The organism is Pseudomonas sp. BGI-2, assembly GCF_004310295.1.
Lineage (GTDB): Bacteria > Pseudomonadota > Gammaproteobacteria > Pseudomonadales > Pseudomonadaceae > Aquipseudomonas.
The window spans coordinates 1-14,864 of sequence record NZ_SISB01000051.1 but is presented as its reverse complement, the minus strand read 5'-3'; the positions used below and the strand labels follow the sequence as shown (position 1 = coordinate 14,864).

The window sequence follows — 14,864 nt, the reverse complement described above, 5'->3', positions numbered from 1 at the left end:
CGAGTAATTTGCCGATCAGCGCACTTTTACTTTGCAGGGAGCTTTCCGCTTGCTGGGCCTTGAACCCGGCGATCATTTCATCGCGTTTGCCGTCGAAAACGGTGATCTGTTCCGGGTCCGTGGTCATCGCCGCCAGCCCTTGCAGGCGGGCCAGAACACCTTGCTCCAGCGTGCTGATCTTCGTCTCGACGTTGCCGGCCTTGCCGGACTGGCCAAGGGTGACGTTGATTTGCACCAGATTGTTCAGGGTTTCCAGATCACGCCGCAGGGTCAGGCTGCTGCCGAGCAGGTCGAGGCTTTGCAGTTCGACTTGGGTGCCCTGGAATTCACGATAGGAATCGCGGACCAGATAGAAATTGGTCACCAGCATCGGCACGAGGAACAGCACACTGATCAGGCTGAACTTCATGCCGAAGCTCAGGCGATTCATCAGCGCGACGGCGGGATAGAGCAAGCTCTTCACTGGAAGTCTCCCTTTTGATTCTTATTTTTATTGGCAGGCGCGGGTCGACGGCAGATAGCCACTATTTAGCGCTGACTCTGTATAGCTTAAATCGGCAGGGGGTTTTGTAACTTAAGGTTAACGGCAGGATGCGCACCTGGGACGATTGATATCCCTGTGGCGAGGGGGCTTGCCCCCGTTCGGCTGCGAAGCAGTCGTAAATCCAGACAACTCGGTCTGTCTGAAGGGACACTGGGGCCGCTTCGCGACCCAACGGGGTGATGCAGCATTCCGACAAGCCCCCTCGCCACAGGGAGCCCGTTCACCCCAATGGATTTGGGTTAAGGCAACACCGTCCACAACGCAAAACCTGCATACCAGAGCACCGCCGCACGCAGCAGTAACTCCCAGATCCGGTCCAGGCTGTTGATGCCATCCGGTCCGACGACCGGCGCAGGAATTTCACCGGCCACCAGCCCGACTTTCTCAATTAGCTGAGCGGCGCTGATGTTCCAGTTCAGCAGTTCATGCAGCATGACGCGGCTGACTGCAACAAAGTTTCCGACCAGCGCGAAACTCGCCGCCAACAGACGCACCGGCACCCAATCAAACGCATGACGCAACTGTGCAGCGCGTTCGACCACGGCCGGGTTCTGCCCGTGTTCTTCGGCCAACGCCAGCAGTCGGTAGCTCAGGGCTGCGACCGGGCCCAGCACGAAGTACCAGAAAATCACCGCGAAGAAGCTCTGGTAAGCCTCCCACAGCAAATGGCCTTCGACCCGTTCAAGCAGTTGCTCGCCGTTATCGGCGCAGATGTCCAGGTCGCGCTTGGACACATGGGCAGCCGCTTGCAGGTCTTCCCTGCGCCAGGCATCGCGAAACGGCCCGAGGCCGGCCAGCAAATCGCCGCGGCCCAGGCTGTAAATCACCACCAGCAAGTGCACTGGTAACGCCAGCAATCCGTAGGCCACCGGCTCAAGCACCACCAACAACAAACCCAGCAGCGCTACCGGCAGCAACACCAGCACCACCAATATCAGCCATGGCCGATTGATCAGACGTGGACTGACTTCAAGCTTGTTCAGTTCACGTACCCAACCGCCATCACGTTGGACCCGATGGCGCAGGGCCGAGAATTTCTCGATCCAGACTGCCAACAGCAACACCAGAAAACTCATTGTCCTTCCTCTTTTGCCAGGGCCGCGCGATAGCGTGCCCAGTCGAACGCGGGTCCCGGATCCGTCTTGCGCCCCGGTGCGATGTCGCTATGCCCACAGATGCGCTGTGCGGTGATCGCCGTAAACGTGCTTTGCAGCTGTCGGGTCAGCGTCGTCAACGCTTGATATTGGGCGTCGGTGAACGGCAGATCATCCGTGCCTTCGAGCTCGATGCCCACGGAAAAATCGTTACAGGTTTCACGCCCCTCGAAACTCGAGACACCGGCGTGCCAGGCGCGCTCAAGACAAGAGACAAACTGAGTGACCGTGCCGTCACGCTCAATCAAAAAGTGCGCAGACACCCGCAGGTCAGAAATCCCTTCAAAGTAGGGATGCTCCGTGACATCCAGACGATTCTGGAAAAATTCCTGCACCTTGCCGGTGGCGAACTGCGCGGGCGGCAGGCTGATGTTGTGGATCACCAGCAGGGAAATTTCGCCCGAGGGGCGCGCATTGAAGTTGGGCGAGGGGCATACATCCACGCCCTGACACCAACCGCTCGCGGGGTCCAACTGCATACAGGTTCCTTCAACGACGACTGTGTTGGCGACCAGTATGCCGCGATAGGCCCTCGGGGCGCGATCACTTGCCGCGATTGAGTCGCCGCAGATTGCCCAGCACCGACTCCAGGGCCCGATCGAACAGCAAGGTGTCGTCCAGCGCCCGCACCGCGCCACGGCTAAATTCCAGGGCCAGGCCGGTGCGGTTGCGCTCCAGCACCTTCATCCCGGTGCGGTTGACGAAGATGTATTTCCCGGTCGCTTCGATGATCGCTGCCAGCTTGCAACGCAGGGTATTTTCATCGTCTTCCTGAAACTCGACCCAGCAGCCGGGACGCAGTTGATCGACCTGGACCAAACCGGCATCGTCCGCCGGCAACCGTACTGACACCGTATCGGCGGGGCCCTCGTCGGCGGTGCGCAGCACGACTTCCTGCAGCACTTCGACCATCACCGGCTGCTCGGCGAGCGGTTCAACCGCATGGTCCGGACGCTCGAACAATTGCACGTGCAAGGTTTCCAACTCACTGAAAAACTCACTGGTGGCGAACGGATCGAAGGCCGAACTGCTCAGCCCGTCACGCAAGGACTTCAGCAACCCCGGCACCAGCGCCAACAGACGCAGGCCAGCATCGGGCTCGTCATGGCGCTGCACGCTCCAGATCAATTGCTCCATGGTCTGCACATCGGCATGCCATTGCGCCGACGCGTCACCGTGCTTGAGGCAAGTCAACAACAGCACTTTGCTCCAGGCTTCCTGGACGAAGACCACCACACCTTGCGGCAGCATTTTGCCCAACAACGCCTGATTCAGCGCCTGCTCGACACGCTGGCGAGCCAGTTCGGTCCTGGCGCGGCCTTCTTCGGCGTCACGGGTGCGCTGCTCAAGCAGTTCACTGCGACGGCGCTCGTCACTGGTGAAGGCGAGAAAATCCGCCAGCAACTCGGAAAAAATCGCCGGATCGTCAACAAAGTCATTCAACAGGCGCTGCACCACTTGCTCGATGCGCAGGTACAGGCTGTCACGCTCGTGGTCATCGCACTCGCCCCAACCCATGGCGGCAGCGGCGATCTCGTTAAGCAGACGCCGGGCCGGGTGACTGGCACGGCTGAAGAAGCTCTTGTCGAGCACCGCCACTTTGAGCATCGGGATCTGCAAACGGGCAATCAGCGCCTTGAGGGAGTCCGGCAGGTTGCGGTCATCAAGGATGCATTCGAAGAGCATCGCGATCAGGTTGATCACGTCTTCGTCAGCCACGCCGACCACACGCGACTTGCCACTCTTGACGCTGACCCGGGTCAGCAGTTGTTCGAGCTGGTTACGCAGATCGAAGTCGTCCTGTGTCGCCAGCGCCGGCACGTATTGCTGCAAGTGCGAGAGCAGGCGCAACAGGTCGCGGGTGGAAATGGGCTGGGTCTGGGCACTGGCTTCGAGGGTGGGTGCGACACTGCCGCGCACGTGTAACAGCAGCTCCTGCAACGCGGCGAAGACTTCCTGCACACCGTCGTCGATCGGCGTGTGGATGCCGGCCTCGATAGGTTCGGCATGGGCACTGGCGGCCGCCTGATCGGTGGCTCGCCGCGCGGGCGCGGGCTTGAGGTCCGGCAACACCCCGGTAGCGATGAGCAGTTGATTGGCTTCGGCGTACAGCTGATCAGCGCTGCTGAGCACGTAGCGGTCGAACAGCTTGAGAATGATCAGCTTGACCTTGATCTCCACCCCCAGGTTGCGCCAAGCCTGCAAGAAATACTCACAGAGCCTCGCCGGCCCCAACGGGTTGTGCTGATCGTCCAGCGCATTGCCCAGCAGAGCACTGAGTCGGGCCGTCAGTTGGTCAAGGGCGAAACCGTCGCGGTTTCGAACTTTGCTGACCATGGCCTCCACCGCAACGCGGCGCTCCAGGTCGTCATTGGGCGCAGCACCGGCATCGAACGCCAATGCCCGAGGCAAGGCCTCTTGGGTGCTGTCGTACTGCGAGAGGCTGACGAATGCTTCAAAGAATTGTTCGAGAAATCCGCGCTCGATGCTTTTTCGCTTCAGTCGCAAGTCGCGCATGGCTTCGAAGAATCGGTTCTGCTCGACGTCGTTGCGAGCCCGATCGGCCATTTCGAACAGCGTGTCGTCGGCGTTATCAAACAATTCCTGCAAACCATGCCTGAGCTGTTGAGTGGCCTTGTCGCGAACCTGAAGCAGAATCACAGGCAGGCGGGCGAGCGGCGATTGAATCGCCTGATCCGTAGCTGCCTTGTGCAAAGGCACTACATTCCCGTCGTTGTGCATCCGAGCCTCCTGAAACGGTGATTCTGCGAACAATCGTGAACCCAAAACACGTCAAACCCATGACGTCAAAAGCAAGGCGGATTATCTTGCAAAAGCGCCCCCGTGTGCCAGCAGACTCTGTGCTTCGCATTGAAATAGACGCGTAGGGAAGACGCAGACTTAGTGCCGATGATTCAAGGCAATCGACCAAATGCAGGTTTGCATGCGACGGGAACGCCTCTGATGCCTTGGGTTGCCTCACGCCATGGCCCTATAATCGGGCCACTTTGTTTGTGGAGCCCGTTATGCCGAATCTACGTCTCGCCGATTTGACCGCCGAAATCGAAGCCAACGTGCGCCGTGCGTTGCTCGAAGACATCGGCAGCGGCGACATCACCGCGCAGCTGATCCCGGCCGAACGCCTGGCCAAAGCCACCATCATCACCCGCGACGCTGCGATCATTGCCGGCACCGCATGGGTCGATGCCGTTTTCCGGCAACTCGATCCACGGGTCGCGGTGCACTGGCAGGTGCGCGACGGCGAACGGGTGAAACCCAATCAGGCGCTGTTTCACCTCGAAGGTCCGGCACGCTCGTTGCTGACCGGCGAACGCTCTGCGCTGAACTTCCTGCAATTGCTCTCGGGCGTGGCCACACGCGCGCAATACCTGGCGGATTTTGTCGCCAAGACGCAGGTGAAGTTGCTCGACACCCGTAAAACCCTGCCGGGGCTGCGTCTGGCGCAGAAGTACGCCGTGACCTGCGGCGGTTGCCACAACCACCGTATCGGCCTGTACGACGCCTTCCTGATCAAGGAAAACCACATCGCTGCCTGCGGGGGCATTCCTGAAGCCATTAACGCTGCGCACAAGATCGCCCCGGGCAAACCGGTCGAGATTGAAGTGGAAAGCCTGGATGAGTTCAAAGAAGCCCTGGCGGCGGGTGCGGACATCATCATGCTCGATGAGCTGAGCCTGGATGACATGCGTGAAGCCGTGCGCCTGAACGCAGGCAAGGCAAAACTGGAGGCCAGCGGCGGTATCAACGAAAACACGCTGCTGCCGATCGCCGAAACCGGGGTGGATTACATTTCGATTGGTGCGATGACCAAGGATGTGAAGGCTGTCGACCTGTCGATGCGTCTGAGCCTCTGAGAATGAAAAAACGCCAGCCTCATTGAGGCTGGCGTTTTTGTCAGACCACCAGATTGTTCATCTCGCAGTACTCTTCCCACTCGACGCCCAACACCTCGGCCGCCTCCTTGTGCAGCACCAGGCGCGCAGCCTCGAACTCCTCCGGAGTCGAGGTGTACTTGAGCGTCAGCTCCCACGGCTGCAAGCCCTGGGATTCCGCCTCATCCTCGAACGCCCACTGGATCTGGTCTTTCTGATCGTCGGCTGGCAAGTCCTTGATCTCTTCGGCTAACTGGGGCGAATCCAGCAAGTACTTTTTCAGCGCTTCTTCGTGTCTGGCTTCTTGAGTCAATTCTTTAACGGTCATGTCGTTCTCGCTGATCTGGGGAATGGAAGATGGATCTGGATCATCAAGGATCTCTCTGACGCAAAAAACCGTTTGAAGCCCGGTTTGTCTGGCCTTCAGAACCATTCGGGGATCATCTGAAAACTGCAAAGTGGTGCGTGTTCAACGTTCGAATATAGGACGTTTGGACGACGATTTATATGGACTTTTACATCAAATCTACAAAAAAACCGTTGATCGGGCTTTCTGAAAATTTTCCTTCGCTAACCAGGAACAACGTTCAAAAGGTAAAGTCATAGCGATGTGCCATATAGGCACCTCACAAGGAACCCGGTGATGCGCAATTTTTCCAAGCTTCCGTCTACCCTGTTTGCAACCGGCATGACCGCCCTTCTTCTCGGCAGCCTGGCACTGCCCAATACCGCTCAAGCCGGTCTGGAATACAAATCCGACAGCGCTAACTCTTCTGATAAATTCCTCGCCTTCCATAATTATTACGGCACATACGTGATGGTCAGATCCGACGTCAGTACTGATGACGTGGAACAACTGCAACGCATTGTCAAAACCAATACGGCTGATCTGGAGGTTCTGAAGAAAACCGTCAGTGAGCAGGCGCGCCTCATCGAAGAGTTCAAAAAGAACACGGGCTCCAGTTCAAGCTCGAATGCCAGCGAAGTGGACAAACTCAAGCGCATCGTCAGCGAACAGGACACTGGCCTGAAAAACCTCGCCAAGGCCATGGACGAACTCAAACGCAATAGCAGTTCGAATACCAGCTCCAGTTCCAGCGAAGTCAGCGACCTCAAGCGCACGATCAGCGAACAGGAAAACGGGCTGAAAAAACTCGCCAGTCAGATGGACGATCTGAAACGCAGCGGCGGCTCGAACTCCGGTTCAAGCTCCAGCTCGAGCGAGGTGAGTGACCTCAAGCGCACCGTCAACGGGCAGGAAAACGACCTCAAAAGACTTGCAGGCCAGGTGGAAGACCTCAAGCGCAGTGCAGGATCGAGTTCCAGTTCAAGCTCCAGCGACCTGTCCAGCCTTAAGCGGGAAGTCAGCGATCAGGATAATCAACTGGATCAGCTCAAACGCACCTTGGAGGATCTGAGCAGAAAAGTGAAATAACAGGGGGAATGGTGCCCGAGACAGGAATCGAACCAATCGACCCGAGCTCAGTAAAAACGGTACTACTTATAGCTACAAAAACAAAATAGGTACTCATTAGGGCACTCAGTAAAAACCAAGGCCTGCCGTCAGCTCTTAACTGCTGTGGCACTTCAGCTTAGCCCAGGCGCTGCGATTGGACTACTGTTCCGTTTTCTCTACCGTCCTCACTGACGTCGGGTGACAATCTAAAAGCCCGTCTGGCCACGATGCTCACCTTGGATGAAGCGCTTCATAGGCAGCCCTGCTGAAGTATCATTACCCTATCGTAACGCTACGAGCCATGTGGGAGACCTCCGACTGATCAGGGCGGCACCCCACATTTCAAAAATTTCAGGGAAGATATACGTCAAATGCGTGAGCGAAAGGCTGCACGATTACTAGTTATAAGCCCCTCTCGAGATGTCCTCCTTTTCAGATTTATCCATAAAGATGGGGCTTTAGCCGGTAGAAATTACTGGGCCACCCCAGGCGGTGGTCTTGAAGACGGAGAAACATTCCACGCCGCTGCAATACGTGAACTGCGTGAGGAGACCGGTATTCAGGTCAACACAGTTGTAGGGCCTGTGGCAGATCGGAGGTTTTCAATGCTCCTGCCCAGCGGCGAGACGGTGTTCGCAGTTGAGCAGTATTTCGTTGTGCACGCGGAAAGCCAGACACTTTCTAGCTCCGAATGGACCTTACACGAGACTCAGGTCATGGCAGATCATCACTGGTGGTCCGCTCAGGAGCTGAGATCTACTGGAGAAAAGGTATGGCCTGAGGCGTTAGTTGAGATGCTCGTGGATGCAGGTGTCTTCGAACCGGCTGCGTAACCGTCACCGCGAATCCATATGCGTTTTTACACACTCTGAGCCGAGCACTGTCTTTCTCGACAGCCAGCAATCGGCCAGAAGCAGTCATCGGGCTTAGTGTTAGCGGTGCTGTGTATGCGAGCCGTTTGGACTGTGGAGCTTATTCGTGATAGGACTTGCCTCCCGGGCCGCAGCTAGCCACCTAGCGCAGGCGCAGAATAATCGATGAGTTCTCCGATCGCGGTAATGCCCCCAATGGGTGTTGCGCCTAAACAATTTCGTGGATGGGGTTAAGCAATGAAAGGGATGATCAGCCTTGTGGACTTCATCAAGGAGGTTAAACAGGAACTCCGTGCCGCTGTGGATAAAGAAGATCCATTTTTCGAAATGGGAGATGTGGAACTAGAGGTCACCTTCGCCTTGGACGCAACAGCTAAGGCAGGTGCAAAGTTGTTCGTCGTTGACATCGGCGGAGAGACCAAAGCTACCCAAACGCATAAGGTCAAGGTCAAACTTCATCCCTTTGTAGAGGATGATGGCCCCCAACAGATTCCTGCGCAGCGCGCCCAAAAAGGCTCAGGATTGGTAACTTCATATAAGAATTCAAAGCAGAGAAAGGGTAAAACGACTGAACCACACTCGACCAGAGCACGTGTAGCACCTACAGCGCACAAACCAAGCGTCCCCGCGACTCCCTCCCCCGTGGCGCGGCGCAGGCCCCCTGCTGGCTAATTTTATTGATCATCAACTCGAATTCATTTCTCTGTACTGCAAAAATTCGACTAATCGAGCGGTTTTACCGACCTGGTGGACTAGCGACTGCGCCAGCTCTGGGTCGATTGCGGTAGACGTGACAGGCAGAAATCGGCCACAAGCGGACACTGTTGTCGGTAAGCAGCCGTACACTGCTTCGGTAACAAAGCTAGAGTGCCTATTTGGGCGATAGCCAGTGGACGACTTGCCCGAGATCATCCCGAGTCACTTCTTGAACTTCCATTTGAAACTTGAGTGCAAGATTTTTTGCGAGTCGAGCGTTAAGACGAACTCGGCCACTATGGTCTGCCTCAGCAGAGAAGCAGATGCCACGGTATGGCTGCCTCTGAATGACCTCAGCAACAATCGCTTGAATGGTGTCGTAGATCTCATGCGCGGACCCATTCCCTGTGGCGTCAACAGAGTTCTCGCCGTCCGAAAATGAAACGCTCCACGTATCGACTCCTGCAGGTGAAGCGATTGCAGGAGCGGCAAAAAACTGAACTTTAAAGGGTGCCCCTAAGCGTGTGGAAAAGGACGCGGTGTCGCGTACATCATTCCACTTCCATTTCGTCGCCATAAGCTTCTCCGTTGATAACTGGCAGTCATTTTGCCCCAAAAATGCGCATGGCGAAATGGGAATCAAATTGGTTTAGGTTGAGCCCCTAGTCATTCACGAAAACACGCGCCAGATCCGACGTATCTCCTCCCCTTAGAAGCTAAAAAAAACCGCCAGATTTGGCGGTTTTTCTGCCTGTTAGTCAGGTCGCTTCTGGATGAGCGTATGCTGACTTGGTCACCGGGGTATGGAGTCCCAGAACCGGAAGTTCATCTTCTCTTCCATGTTCTGGATACCCTGTGCCACCTTGACCAGCGATTCATGCGGGAGATTTCCTGCGCGTGCTTGGGCCTGCACCTCAGCCAGGAGGTCTTTTCGCTGCTTGTCACGGTAGCGGTTCAGCTTCAGGCCAGCAATGAGTGCGTGGGCCTGCATTGCCATCATTTCCTTGTACTCCTGGAAAAAGGGGACGAAGGGCCGCACGGTTTCGGTGATGTCCTGGCAAACCTCGCCTTTGTCAGCGAGTCGGTCGAAATGGCACGGGTTGACCAAGACGCCCTGGGGGACTTTGATGCATCGAACTTTGCTGTCCCGGTATACCTTGCTGACCAACTCCGAGCAGTAGGAGAATTTGGTGCCGGCCCCATTTGTAGGTCTGATGCTATATGGCTGCTGGAGGTAGTACGCACACCGCGTAAGCATGCGATCCCGATTTTCTTCAGTCACCTCGTGGAAACGAATGATCCGCCAGTTGTCCTCGACTTCACTCAGCACTTCTGCAATCGTGCGGTGCTTGACGCCGACACCTAGGTTGGCATCGATGCAGATGAAATCCGCGTGCACCATCGCCACATGGCTCGCCCTCACTTTCGCATAGAAGGGGATTTGGGCTGCCACCAGGGCTTTGGATCGAAACTTCTTGCCGGTAACCAGGATGACGTCGCCGCTCTGGAGAATCCCGCTGAACTCGTTCATTTTGGAAGAGTATTCATTCTCTTCACGCCTGATCATCGCTCGGTACACGGGGAACTGATGCTCAGGCACGCCGCTTATCCGGGCCACAAAATCGATTTCATCATCCGGACTGGCTGCGAACTCTTCAAATGACTTGGCGGCTTTTTCCTCGTTGGATATGAGCTTAAAAACATCTGCGCGGGCTAGGTTGCGAACCTCTTCCGCGACCTCTTCTAGATTCTTCACCTTAGCTTCCTTTGCTTGCTTTGACTGTTATGGCACAGGGCCGTCCAGGTCGTGAGAATTCCACCTCCCCGATCCGGAGTCAAAGGCTCTTCAGCAGGCAGGGCGGGACGGGCCTTTGGAGATGGTTACCGGCATTCGAGATCGCTGGAGACGCGGATCCAGATCCAGCGGCAGTCCGTTCCTTGCACCATGAGTATCTGATCTTGCGGGATGACGAGCCTCGTGGCTTCGCGGCTGTCTGCCTTCGACAAAAGGCTGAAGAGCACACGGATGATGCCTGCATGGGTCACTAACACCGTGTCCATGGTCAGGTTTGAAAGGAAATCAGCCACCCTGACGGAGGCCTGTTGGTAGCTCTCACCATACTTGGGCGTGAAGGCAAAGGGGTCAGTCTCGTATTCATCGAGCTCCTGGGGCGAACGCTGTGACACCTCCAGCAGAGTCATCCCTTCCCAGGCACCAAACGAGATCTCAGTGCCCCTATCGTCATAGCGGACAGCGGCTTCGTCTTTGCCAAGCTCTTGTGCTATCGCCTTCATCGTTGCGGCGCGGAGCATTGGGCTGCTGATCAACGGGAAGTGGACGTGAACTCCGTCGATGGTTCGGTGCATTCATTGGCCAATTTCTGGCAATGGGTGAACTCCGACAAGCTGCGCCAGATTGCTGGCTGGCAGGATAGGCGAGCGAGCTTCGTAGAGGGCATCGAAGAGTACCGACTCGCCTTCGAAGCTAGAAAGTGACTTGCCGTCGGTCCGCGTTGGTCTGATATCAAGCCTCCTTGAACGTCCGCTTTGGGTCGGTTGCGGACCTTCGCAGCAGGCAGCTATCGACCCAAAGCGGACAATCGTTAAACGGCCACCTACATGCTGCCTTAGCTGAAGACAGCATGCGAGAGAGCGCTCGCTTTCTGAAACACCTTTCATTCAAAGTTGGCGAGGACCAAATCTGAGGTCATGCCTGCAACCTCAGCAAAGCTATGCAGCAACACCGGCGCAACCAGGCCGCCGGTAGCGATACGAGCCGCACCGAAAATTACTCCCAAGCAACCCAACAGAAGAAACGACGGCCAATTCTTGTACTGACCGTGGGTCAGCATGAAAAGCGCAGCCATAGCAATGACGGCGACCCACTGCCAGGATCGACTTGTGATTGGAAAGAGTCGAATGAGGAAGTGTCGATACAAGAGTTCCTCACTGAGGGGCGGCAATACAAGCAGCATCGATAGGAACAGAATGATCTGGGCTGTCGAGAATTCGGACAACAGATTTTCCATGAACGGTTCTCGTCCGAACCCGAGTGTCACGTCCAAGAACGTCGTCACGACGTAAGCGGCCACGATCAAAGGCACACCAAAGCGTAGTGCTCGTCCTGTGTTGTGCCCAAGCAGTGCTCTAATACCACCGTCATTGCGGAACTGGATTAGTGCCAGCAACAGTAATGCCGCGCCCGTGATTCCATGCGCCCCCACCAGCCAAAGGGAATTCCAGTTCTCTTGCCCCACCATTCCGACGGTCGTGATCTGGAGCGCGTAGAAAATGAGCACGGCCAAAGCCGCCATACCCCATCGCCCTGCCCATTTGTAAGGCTCAGACCTTGAGGCCTCGATTGTCGGAATGTTCTCGAACTTCATACCGCTTCCTTAAATTGGATGATTCAAGCCAATGTAACGGCAGCTGCCCGCTATTCCATACCTAAAAACTGAAACGGCCCTAGCTTCATATACACCTTCGAGCGGCCGCATCTGGCCGATAGCTGCTCTTCGCTCAAGCTGATTTGTCGCTTTATTCCTAAATTATGCGACAAGCTCTCGCTTTCTGAATTTGCCGGGTTCGCGCTGTCGCACAAGTCTGTCGCTGGTGCTAACTTACTTGCGACAAGTTACGCGACAGGTGCTGAATGGAATATGTAAGCCAGCTAATCGGATATGCACGGGTTTCAACGCAAGGCCAGAATCTAGAGCAGCAACGCGTCATGCTCGGCCAATACGGATGCCAGCGCATTTTTGAAGAAAAAGTCAGTGGAGCGCGGATAGATCGATTACAGCTAGAGCGCTTGTTTGATCACTTGAGGGCGGGGGATATTGTTGTAGTCACTCGTTTGGATCGCTTGGCTAGGTCAACAACGGATCTTCTTCATATAGCTGAGAAAATCAAAAAAATTGGTGCTGGCTTACGATCATTGGCAGAGCCGTGGGTTGATACCACATCACCGGCTGGGCAAATGGTTCTGACGATTTTTGCGGGTATTGCAGATTTCGAGCGAGCGCTGATTGGTGAGCGCACCAGTGCCGGGAGAGCAGCAGCCAAAGCCCGGGGCGTTCGGTTTGGGCCTAAACCGGTATTAACACCGGAACAGGTCAGCCATGCGCGACAACTGATTGCCGAAGAGCAACGGCCAGTGGCAGAGGCTGCCCGCCTCTTGGGGGTTCATAGAGCGACCCTGTATAGAGCGCTGTCCAGGTAGTGAGCGCCGTCCGTGTTTAGATTGATTTGACGACAACCGGCGAGTGCCCTTGGGTATTCGCCGATCACAAGGCAGGCTGTTGTCACCAGGGTGTCACGGGTTACCGGCCATCTGACGGGCATAATGACGGTCACTTAGATCCTTCTTAGGATCAGCCTTGGCCCAACGCTCCGACTTCGAACAGTCCATGCAGGTCAGTATCATTCTGTCGGCGCTGAGGGTGTACAGGTGAGCTTTGGGGGCATCGCCGATCTTCAAGCCAGTGTCGGTGAGCTCGAATCTAGGAACCTCGTGCCCCAGACGATAATCCATGTTCTCAAAGTTGAACGACCACCTTTTGATCTGGCTTTTGCGCCAAATGGTCATAATGGTCAGCGGGTCTTTTTTCGTGGTGCGTTGATATACCCAATCGCCTTCATAAGGTGTCAGCTTCGGGGCTTCTGCATCACGTCGACCTTGCTCCAGGGCTTTCTGCTGAATTTTTTCCAGCTCGGCATTCATTGCTTCCTCATCCTTGCGAGCCTGATCCTTCAGCAGCTGCTGTACGTCATATGGCCCTTTAGGGTCATATTCCCAAACCAGATCGTCCTTCTTCAGGCCTATTACCTTGCAGTTAAGACAGTCAAGGCTTTGCTCATCAACGTTGCGCCTCATGGCCAGGCGTGCAGAGCCGTTTACATCATCAAGAAGAAGTTTTTCATCTTTTACCGAAACCTTCAGTTTAGCGAGAGGCTTGATACGGCCTTTCCCATCGTCCCCAAAGATTTCTGCTTCATCGCCATGAACATTGAGAACCATTGTCCTCTGAATATTTGAGTCTTTAAACCGATAAGCCCCTGTGAAGTCTTCGCCACCACAGGCAGCAAGGCCTGAACCGGCAACAGCAACTGCCACTAACTTGAAAAAAGTGCGCATAACATCCTTTCGTTCTGTTGATGACGCTGTTTCCTAGCGCCCTGTGAGTTGTTAGATGGGAGTAGCAGCCAAAAGTAAACCGTCTAAGTGTGTCATTTTGCCATCATTACCTTCTCCCTACCATTGAGCTCGCAAACAAACAATTCAGCGCGAAATGGATCCTGCCGCAGCGGCACTGGCATCCAGTACAGCCGCAGCACCGTTTCATCACTCGCAACGATCACAGGCCGCGTCGAGGATGCCGACCAGACCAGCTCCGGACAGAGAAAACTGACGAGCATTAGCTCATCTAGATCAGCGCTCATCATGGTCTGCCCCCTCCCGATGCTCCAGCCACGCCGCCCAGCCCCACAAAACGTTGCCCAGTACCGCCAGCGCAACAATGCCCCACAGCGGCAACCAGCGATTTGAACCGACCCAGAACCCCAGTCCACCGAAGAAAAGCGTCATCCACAGTCGCTTCATCTCACACCTCAGATTTCGTTCGAGCGACGGACGTTAATCCAACCTTCCAGTGTGTCAGCGCCGGCCGTGTAAAAATCGTCGTTTCCCCTAATGGGAATTGAGAGTCTCGCGATGGGATACCAGGGAAGGGCAACGGCACCAAAAGAAAGTAATGGGCGCCACTGTGAATATTGATGATTTCTCAGTGGTATTTGTGTGATTGCTACTGGCTCGCCGGATTTTCCCGGCGTAGGGCAGCGGGCCGACTGTATGTGCATTGTGCTTCCCAACGTAACCTAGTGGAGGCACAGATACTTCAAGCGGCTTTTAAAAGGAACGACTGGGAACCTGGGTGGTTTCTCAGTGGTATTTGCAGGATTTCTGAAGGCTTACTGAGTTTTTCCGAAAAGTAAAAATAATAATGAGTGCCCGCGGAGAGAATGGAAGATCAGCCGTTATGATCAGTGAGGGCAAGAGGCTCACCGGTCGAGTGAGCTGGTGATGCTGAGGATGTCGGAACCGACACACAGCATCACATGCCTATTGTAGTGGTCAACTAATCCCGGACACGACGTTAAGTTTTTCTTCGGCCCGAGCTGGCGCCAGCCCACCGTTGAATTGATGGGGCCGAATCCAGTTGTACCGATGCATCAAGAAATGGCTGATATCGC

Annotated in this window: 16 protein-coding genes; 5 read left to right on the top strand and 11 right to left on the bottom strand. The window is 55.5% G+C overall.

What is annotated here, in order from left to right; translation table 11 throughout:
- Positions 1-783: 783 nt before the first annotated feature.
- The 3 genes from ampE to EYC95_RS26460 all read right to left on the bottom strand — a co-directional run bounded on the left by ampE (position 784) and on the right by EYC95_RS26460 (position 4,440).
- Positions 784-1,620 (bottom strand): regulatory signaling modulator protein AmpE, encoded by an 837-nt coding sequence (gene ampE / locus EYC95_RS26470; protein ID WP_131062956.1) that lies wholly within the window; start codon positions 1,618-1,620, stop codon positions 784-786.
- Positions 1,617-2,177 (bottom strand): 1,6-anhydro-N-acetylmuramyl-L-alanine amidase AmpD, encoded by a 561-nt coding sequence (gene ampD / locus EYC95_RS26465; protein ID WP_131062955.1) that lies wholly within the window; start codon positions 2,175-2,177, stop codon positions 1,617-1,619. The genes ampE and ampD overlap by 4 nt, the downstream gene beginning before the upstream one ends.
- A gap of 64 nt (positions 2,178-2,241) precedes the next feature.
- Positions 2,242-4,440 carry a DUF1631 domain-containing protein gene (locus EYC95_RS26460; protein ID WP_131062954.1) on the bottom strand — a complete coding sequence of 733 codons (2,199 nt, stop codon included), beginning with the start codon at positions 4,438-4,440 and terminating at the stop codon, positions 2,242-2,244.
- 284 nt (positions 4,441-4,724) lie between these two features.
- Here EYC95_RS26460 and nadC point away from each other — a divergent pair, with 284 nt between their 5' ends.
- Positions 4,725-5,573 carry a carboxylating nicotinate-nucleotide diphosphorylase gene (gene nadC, locus EYC95_RS26455; RefSeq protein WP_131062953.1) on the top strand — a complete coding sequence of 283 codons (849 nt, stop codon included), beginning with the start codon at positions 4,725-4,727 and terminating at the stop codon, positions 5,571-5,573.
- Between the two features lie 40 nt (positions 5,574-5,613).
- On the opposite strand, the gene EYC95_RS26450 is transcribed toward nadC, so the two are convergent.
- Positions 5,614-5,919 (bottom strand): DUF6388 family protein, encoded by a 306-nt coding sequence (locus EYC95_RS26450; RefSeq protein ID WP_059403417.1) that lies wholly within the window; start codon positions 5,917-5,919, stop codon positions 5,614-5,616.
- Between the two features lie 315 nt (positions 5,920-6,234).
- Between EYC95_RS26450 and EYC95_RS26445 the strand changes: the two genes are divergently transcribed.
- From EYC95_RS26445 to EYC95_RS26435, 3 genes are all read left to right on the top strand, one after another.
- The gene (locus tag EYC95_RS26445) at positions 6,235-7,026 is read left to right on the top strand and encodes a hypothetical protein (protein WP_131062952.1); all 792 of its coding nucleotides are present in this window, start codon (positions 6,235-6,237) and stop codon (positions 7,024-7,026) included.
- Positions 7,027-7,418: 392 nt separating this feature from the next.
- Positions 7,419-7,880, top strand: a complete 462-nt coding sequence (locus EYC95_RS26440; RefSeq protein ID WP_131062951.1) for an NUDIX hydrolase — start codon at positions 7,419-7,421, stop codon at positions 7,878-7,880.
- A gap of 276 nt (positions 7,881-8,156) precedes the next feature.
- Positions 8,157-8,591 (top strand): trypco2 family protein, encoded by a 435-nt coding sequence (locus EYC95_RS26435; RefSeq protein WP_131062950.1) that lies wholly within the window; start codon positions 8,157-8,159, stop codon positions 8,589-8,591.
- 199 nt (positions 8,592-8,790) lie between these two features.
- On the opposite strand, the gene EYC95_RS26430 is transcribed toward EYC95_RS26435, so the two are convergent.
- The 4 genes from EYC95_RS26430 to EYC95_RS26415 all read right to left on the bottom strand — a co-directional run bounded on the left by EYC95_RS26430 (position 8,791) and on the right by EYC95_RS26415 (position 12,001).
- Positions 8,791-9,192, bottom strand: a complete 402-nt coding sequence (locus EYC95_RS26430) for a hypothetical protein (RefSeq protein ID WP_131062949.1) — start codon at positions 9,190-9,192, stop codon at positions 8,791-8,793.
- A 216-nt stretch (positions 9,193-9,408) separates the two neighbouring features.
- Positions 9,409-10,371: a YiiX/YebB-like N1pC/P60 family cysteine hydrolase gene (locus EYC95_RS26425; RefSeq protein ID WP_131062948.1), complete on the bottom strand. Its 963-nt coding sequence runs from the start codon at positions 10,369-10,371 to the stop codon at positions 9,409-9,411.
- Between the two features lie 125 nt (positions 10,372-10,496).
- On the bottom strand, positions 10,497-10,982 hold the full coding sequence (locus EYC95_RS26420; protein WP_131062947.1) for a histidine phosphatase family protein: 486 nt from the start codon (positions 10,980-10,982) through the stop codon (positions 10,497-10,499).
- 308 nt (positions 10,983-11,290) lie between these two features.
- Complete coding sequence (locus EYC95_RS26415; RefSeq protein WP_131062946.1) at positions 11,291-12,001, bottom strand: CPBP family intramembrane glutamic endopeptidase; 711 nt, start codon at positions 11,999-12,001, stop codon at positions 11,291-11,293.
- A gap of 266 nt (positions 12,002-12,267) precedes the next feature.
- On the opposite strand from EYC95_RS26415, the gene EYC95_RS26410 reads away from it, so the two are divergent.
- Positions 12,268-12,834, top strand: a complete 567-nt coding sequence (locus EYC95_RS26410) for a recombinase family protein (RefSeq protein WP_131062945.1) — start codon at positions 12,268-12,270, stop codon at positions 12,832-12,834.
- Between the two features lie 93 nt (positions 12,835-12,927).
- On the opposite strand, the gene EYC95_RS26405 is transcribed toward EYC95_RS26410, so the two are convergent.
- From EYC95_RS26405 to EYC95_RS30250, 3 genes are all read right to left on the bottom strand, one after another.
- On the bottom strand, positions 12,928-13,749 hold the full coding sequence (locus EYC95_RS26405) for a hypothetical protein (RefSeq protein WP_165557509.1): 822 nt from the start codon (positions 13,747-13,749) through the stop codon (positions 12,928-12,930).
- 92 nt (positions 13,750-13,841) lie between these two features.
- Entirely contained in the window at positions 13,842-14,057 is a 216-nt protein-coding gene (locus EYC95_RS26400) for a hypothetical protein (protein ID WP_131062944.1), read from the bottom strand.
- Entirely contained in the window at positions 14,044-14,214 is a 171-nt protein-coding gene (locus tag EYC95_RS30250; protein WP_165557508.1) for a hypothetical protein, read from the bottom strand. The genes EYC95_RS26400 and EYC95_RS30250 overlap by 14 nt, the downstream gene beginning before the upstream one ends.
- Between the last annotated feature and the right edge of the window lie 650 nt (positions 14,215-14,864).

Coding starts and splice junctions, on each gene's coding strand:
- ampE (WP_131062956.1), bottom strand. CDS start 1,620: ATGAGTTTTCTGGTGTTGCTGTTGGCAGTCTGGATCGAGAAATTCTCG.
- ampD (WP_131062955.1), bottom strand. CDS start 2,177: ATGCAGTTGGACCCCGCGAGCGGTTGGTGTCAGGGCGTGGATGTATGC.
- EYC95_RS26460 (WP_131062954.1), bottom strand. CDS start 4,440: ATGCACAACGACGGGAATGTAGTGCCTTTGCACAAGGCAGCTACGGAT.
- nadC (WP_131062953.1), top strand. CDS start 4,725: ATGCCGAATCTACGTCTCGCCGATTTGACCGCCGAAATCGAAGCCAAC.
- EYC95_RS26450 (WP_059403417.1), bottom strand. CDS start 5,919: ATGACCGTTAAAGAATTGACTCAAGAAGCCAGACACGAAGAAGCGCTG.
- EYC95_RS26445 (WP_131062952.1), top strand. CDS start 6,235: ATGCGCAATTTTTCCAAGCTTCCGTCTACCCTGTTTGCAACCGGCATG.
- EYC95_RS26440 (WP_131062951.1), top strand. CDS start 7,419: ATGCGTGAGCGAAAGGCTGCACGATTACTAGTTATAAGCCCCTCTCGA.
- EYC95_RS26435 (WP_131062950.1), top strand. CDS start 8,157: ATGAAAGGGATGATCAGCCTTGTGGACTTCATCAAGGAGGTTAAACAG.
- EYC95_RS26430 (WP_131062949.1), bottom strand. CDS start 9,192: ATGGCGACGAAATGGAAGTGGAATGATGTACGCGACACCGCGTCCTTT.
- EYC95_RS26420 (WP_131062947.1), bottom strand. CDS start 10,982: ATGCACCGAACCATCGACGGAGTTCACGTCCACTTCCCGTTGATCAGC.
- EYC95_RS26415 (WP_131062946.1), bottom strand. CDS start 12,001: ATGAAGTTCGAGAACATTCCGACAATCGAGGCCTCAAGGTCTGAGCCT.
- EYC95_RS26410 (WP_131062945.1), top strand. CDS start 12,268: ATGGAATATGTAAGCCAGCTAATCGGATATGCACGGGTTTCAACGCAA.
- EYC95_RS26405 (WP_165557509.1), bottom strand. CDS start 13,749: ATGCGCACTTTTTTCAAGTTAGTGGCAGTTGCTGTTGCCGGTTCAGGC.
- EYC95_RS26400 (WP_131062944.1), bottom strand. CDS start 14,057: ATGATGAGCGCTGATCTAGATGAGCTAATGCTCGTCAGTTTTCTCTGT.
- EYC95_RS30250 (WP_165557508.1), bottom strand. CDS start 14,214: ATGAAGCGACTGTGGATGACGCTTTTCTTCGGTGGACTGGGGTTCTGG.